Below are 5,118 nucleotides of genomic sequence, written 5' to 3' on the forward strand. Positions count from 1 at the left end.
TCCGGCTGTCCGGCTCGTACACCGTGCAGCGTGCCGTCAACGACGGTCCCTCGCCGGTCTACGGCGGCAATCGACTCCCGCACGCGCCGGACCATGACCTCTTCCTCAGGCTCGGCCGGGACACCGGACCCTACGCCGTATTCTACGAGCTCGACCACGAGAGCGCGTCGTTCCGCGACCGGGCTAATCTCCCGGAGAACGAGTGTCCGTCCCGGACGCTCCACGGAGCGGGAGCGGCGCTCAGGTTCCTCGACGGGACGGTCGAACTGTCCTGCGAGGTGGAGAACCTGACCGACGAGCGCGTGACCGACGTCGAGGGATATCCGCTGCCCGGACGCTCGTATCTGCTGTCCGTTGCCATCTTGAGAGAGGACTGACATGACGCGCATCGTGCTGACGCTCGCCCTCCTGGCCCTCGCGTGCCGCCCGGCCGCCTCCTCCGACACGGTCGTGGCCGTGACGAGCGACTACTCCGTGAGCGGCTCGGTCTCGACGGTCGGTGTCATCCCGCCGTGGGGTGTCGATCAGGGCGTCGCATCCGTCCACAGCGACGCTGTAGCGCGAGAACGGGGCGGGCTCATCTACGTCGTCAACAAGCTCTACGCCGACAACATACAGGTCCTCGATCCGGCGAGCGGATTCTCGACGGTAAGGCAGTTCTCGGTCGGGCCGGGCACGAACCCGCAGGACATCGCCTTCGTCTCCGACACGCGCGCCTACGTCTCGAGATACGAGAGCACCCATGTCGTCGAGGTCGACCCGACGACGGGGACGGTGACCGATTCGGTCGATCTCTCCGCGCTGGCGGATGCGGACGGGCTGCCGGAGATGTCGGGGATGGCCGTCTCGAACGGCTACGTCCTCGTGGCCGTTCAACGCATCGACCGCGACGTCTACTGGACTCCCGTCCCTCCTTCGTACCTGGCCGTCATCGACCCGGACACGAACACGCTCGTCGACACCGACCCGGCTGAGCCCGGTGTGCAGAGCATCGAGCTCTCCGCGACGAACCCGTACGGCGAGCTCCACGTCGACCCAGCCACAGGGCATCTCATCGTTCCGCTCAGCGGACACTGGGGCGTCCTTGACGGGGGCGTCGAGGTCATCGATCCGTCGACGTTCTCCTCGCTGGGGTTCCTTACGACGGAGGCGCAGCTTCAGGGCGACATCAACGACATTGCGCTCGGAACCGCGGAGAGAGCGCATGCAATGATCTCCGTCACGTCACCGGCGTGGGAGTCGTTCGTCGTCGCGTGGAACAGGGCGAGTGGGGCCCTCATCGGGGACGTGTACCGGCCCGGCGGGTGGAACATCGCCGACGTCGAGGTCCACGATGGCACCGGGCAGCTCTTCGTGAGCGACAGGAGCTACACTGACCCGGGGGTGCGGGTCTTCGATGCCGCGACGGGGGCGGAGCAGACGGCAGGCGCGCTCTTCGTCGGACTCCCTCCGCACGATCTTGTGGTGCTCGGCTCCGACGTGACGGGTGTGGCGGATGCGGGAGGGGCGTCGCTCCGCGTGTGGCCGAACCCCTCGGCGGGGCCGGTGCGGCTCGAGGTCGATGCGACGGTGCGCGCCGGGACGCCGATCGACATCTACGACGTCGCCGGACGGCACGTCGCCCGGCTGAGCATCGAGCGTGGGGCGACGGGTGTGCGCTGGGACGGACGGGACGCCGCGGGACGCCGCGTCTCGTCGGGCGTCTACTTCGCGCGGGCGGCGGGAACAGCATCGCTGACGAAGGTCGTCGTCGTCCGCTAGACGGCCGCCGGCGAACCTGAGGGACCGCTCAGAAAAAACTGGCCATGAGGCTCCGATTGGAGTATCATCGGTGGTTATCGTGTCCCGCCTTGACTGAGCGGGGCTCGACGTGGTACTGGGATGACAGCTCATCGACGGCAAGAGCCGCTCCTCCGACCGAGGAGCGGCGCGGTGCATCCGGACACTCCGGGACGTCCCGGAAGCGAGGTCAGCTGCCATGGCCGGCTCGTCGAGTGGTTCCGAGCTTGTGAAGAGCAAGCTCGGTTTCGTCTCTGGGATAGCGGTCCTTCTCTTCTTCCTCTTTGCGCCGCTCGGACTCGAGGTTCAGATCGCGCGCATGCTGGGCGTCCTGTCGCTCTGTGCGATCTGGTGGGGCACCGAGGCGATCTCGATCTACGCAACGGCGCTCCTTCCGGGCGTTCTGCTGCCGCTTCTGGGCATCCTCCCGTTGAGCGAGGCGCTCGCGCAGTACGCGAACAAGCTCATCTTCCTCTTCCTCGGCGGCTTCCTGATCGCCCGCGCCATGATGAAGTGGGGCATCGACCGCCGGATGGCGCTCGGCATCCTGGTGCGGGTCGGCGACAGCCCCAAGCGGCTCGTCTTCTACTTCATGGCTCTCACGGCGTTCCTCTCCGCGTTCATCTCGAACACGGCGACGACCGCGATGATGCTGCCGATCGGCATGGCGGTTCTCTCGGGTTCCAAGCTCAAGGCCGACTCGCGGCTGGGCATCGTGCTGCTTCTGGGCATCGCCTACTCCGCGACGATCGGCGGCATGGCGACCCTCGTCGGGACGCCGCCGAACGTCCTGCTGTCGGGGTTCGTCGACACGCTGCTCGGTGAGGAGATCACGTTCTTCGACTGGCTCGAGGTCGGGCTCCCGTTCGCGATCGTCATGCTGCCGGTGACCTGGTGGTTCCTGTGGATGATGTACAAGCCGCAGGCGAAGGCGATCGCCAGCGAGTCCGCCATCGAGGAGGAGCGGGCGACGCTCGGGACGCTCGAACTCGGTGGAAAGTACACGATCGCCGCGTTCGTCCTGGTCGCGTTCCTGTGGATCAGCAGACCGTTCTGGACGAAGATCCCGTTGCCGGTCATGGAACTCCTGCAGGACCGGTTCGACGATGCCCTCATCGCGCTGATGTGCGCACTCCTTCTGTTCATCGTCCCGACCGACGTCAGGAGATGGAAGACGGCACTGAACTGGGGCGACGCGAAGTCGATCTCGTTCGGCATCCTCTACCTTTTCGGCGGCGGCCTGGCGCTCGGCAAGGGGCTCTTCGCCTCGGGAGCGGCCGAGTGGATCGCGAACTCGCTCCCTCTCTCGAGCGCGCTTCACCCGCTTCTGCTGATCATCATCGTGACCGTCATCGCATCGTTTCTGAGCGAGATCGCCTCGAACACGGCGGTCGCGAACATGCTCATCCCCATTCTCATCGCGGTCGGGACCGCCATCGGTGTCTCGCCGTTCCTGCTCATCATCCCGGCGACGCTCGCGTGTTCGAACGTCTTCATGCTGCCCATCTCGACCCCGCCGAACGCGATCGTCTACGGTTCCGGGAAGCTCAGCATGACCGACATGCTGCGGACCGGCTTCTGGCTGCATCTCATCGGTCTCGTCATCATGACCGTGCTCATCTACTTCCTGACGGGCATGGTCTTCGGGATGTTCCCGGTGTAGGACACCTCTCGCGAGGGACGCGTGCAGGTTCCGGGGCCGGTCCGTCGTGGGCCGGCCCCGGACGCTCTTCGGTGCCTGTGTGAGATCGAGGGCGCGACGCTAGCGGAGGCGCGGGACGGTCTCGGCCGCGCGGGGTATCACGAGGACGCGCCCGCCGGCGTGCTTCCGGAGCGCAGCATCCACCGCAGACTGGAGGTCGGGCGCCGGGAGCATGAAGAGCGACGCGACGAGGTCGCGCGCGAGACCCGTGACGGCGACGATGTCGAACCTGCCGACCGCGCGCGCGATGCGTGCGACCTTGTGATCCCCGAACCGGTATGTCTCCGGGAGCGCATCGATCGCCTCCTCGGGGGTGCCGGCGCCCCTGAGTGCGCGCGCGAACGTGTCGTCGCCGAGCCCCTCGCTGCAGGGGGAGACGAGGATCAGGGTCCCGCCGTCCTCGAGGGCGAGGATCCCGTGCTCGAGAGCCTTCTGCGCCTGGTAGAGATTGATGTGGAGCGGGGGAGACACAGCGGCCACGACGATGCGCTCCCGACGCTCGATCGGGGGAGCGTAGACCGCCTCGGCCGCGGGTGCGACGGCGCGGAGCGTCCCGTGCAGATCGCCGGCCGCCGTGGCGTTTATCCGGCCCCCGCGGTCGAGGACGGTCATGATGGCGTAGTATCGGCGATCCAGGATGGAGTCGACGGCCTCGACCATGTCGTCGTGGACGGGGTTTCCGTCGAGCCGCAGCGGCTGCGCACGGTCCGACATGGCGTGGGCGTGGTTGGCCTCGACCGTCTCGAATGCGGCGAGTCCCGGGATGAGCGACTTCCTGCCTCCCGTGTACCCCGCGAAGTAGTGCGGCTCGACCGAGCTCAGGACGACGACGCGCTCGGCGTCGAGCACGACGCGGTCGATGACGACCGGCGTGCCGGACTTCGTCTCGGCGAGGCGGGTGTGCGCCGCGCCGTCACGAGCGTCGTGGATGTGCACGTGGGCGACCTCGACTGGCGGCGGGTCGCCGAGGATCGCGCGGAGTTCCACGTCTGTCGGGGCGCGATGCGTCCCGGTCGCCACAGCCACGGTGATCTCGAGCCCTCGGAGCGCGGGTGCGAGGTGCTTCAGGAGGCGCGCTGTCGGTGTGGGTCGCGTAGCGTCGTTCACGACGACGAGAACGCTCGAGGCGCCCTCGAGGAAGCTCTCGAGCCGCTCGCCGTTCACCGGCTCGGCCAGTGCCTCGTCGAGAACGTCGGACTCCGGCCGAGAGGGCACGTCGGCCGGTTCGAGGACCGCGGCCAGCCGTTCGTCGGGGACCTCGGCCGACTGGACCCCGTCGCCGTAGGCAACCTCGAACCTCATGGCGCCTCCTCTTCTCTCTGTTCTCTCCAGGGGAGTGGGGACCCGTTCCTCACGGCCACGAGTTCGGCGGCGATGCTCACGGCGATCTCCTCGGGCGTGTCGCTCCCTATCGGCAGGCCGATGGGGGCTCGAACGCGCGCGAGAGCATCTTCAGACACGCCGTCGTCCATGAGATGCGCGAAGACGGCATCGACCTTCGAGCGGCTCCCCATCATCCCCAGGTAGCGGAGGGGTTTGTCGATCAGAGCTCGGAGGACCAGCTCGTCGTTCGCGTGCGCGTAGGTCATGATGCACACGAAGCTCCGCCGTCCCTCCGGAACGTGGTCGCTCACCGA

The 5,118-nt window shown here is 67.5% G+C and carries 5 protein-coding genes; 3 read left to right on the forward strand and 2 right to left on the reverse strand.

Going from position 1 to position 5,118, the window contains the following annotated elements:
* From GF405_03725 to GF405_03735, 3 genes are all read left to right on the forward strand, one after another.
* Positions 1-377 (forward strand): TonB-dependent receptor (locus GF405_03725; protein MBD3367273.1); only part of this gene is annotated, 377 nt, incomplete at its 5' end.
* A gap of 1 nt (position 378) precedes the next feature.
* The gene (locus GF405_03730; GenBank protein ID MBD3367274.1) at positions 379-1,761 is read left to right on the forward strand and encodes a hypothetical protein; all 1,383 of its coding nucleotides are present in this window, start codon (positions 379-381) and stop codon (positions 1,759-1,761) included.
* 217 nt (positions 1,762-1,978) lie between these two features.
* Positions 1,979-3,442, forward strand: coding sequence for a DASS family sodium-coupled anion symporter (locus GF405_03735; GenBank protein MBD3367275.1), 1,464 nt, complete (start codon positions 1,979-1,981; stop codon positions 3,440-3,442).
* A gap of 99 nt (positions 3,443-3,541) precedes the next feature.
* Here the strand turns inward: GF405_03735 and larA are convergent, their stop codons facing one another.
* Both larA and GF405_03745 read right to left on the reverse strand, forming a co-directional pair.
* Positions 3,542-4,783: a nickel-dependent lactate racemase gene (gene larA, locus GF405_03740; GenBank protein MBD3367276.1), complete on the reverse strand. Its 1,242-nt coding sequence runs from the start codon at positions 4,781-4,783 to the stop codon at positions 3,542-3,544.
* On the reverse strand, positions 4,780-5,118 hold a 339-nt coding region (locus tag GF405_03745; GenBank protein ID MBD3367277.1), incomplete at its 5' end, for a hypothetical protein. The genes GF405_03745 and larA, both read right to left, overlap by 4 nt.

Origin of the sequence: Candidatus Effluviviaceae Genus V sp. (genome assembly GCA_014728125.1) — a bacterium.
Taxonomy (GTDB): Bacteria; Joyebacterota; Joyebacteria; order Joyebacterales; family Joyebacteraceae; genus WJMD01.

Coding starts and splice junctions, on each gene's coding strand:
- GF405_03730 (MBD3367274.1), top strand. CDS start 379: ATGACGCGCATCGTGCTGACGCTCGCCCTCCTGGCCCTCGCGTGCCGC.
- GF405_03735 (MBD3367275.1), top strand. CDS start 1,979: ATGGCCGGCTCGTCGAGTGGTTCCGAGCTTGTGAAGAGCAAGCTCGGT.
- larA (MBD3367276.1), bottom strand. CDS start 4,783: ATGAGGTTCGAGGTTGCCTACGGCGACGGGGTCCAGTCGGCCGAGGTC.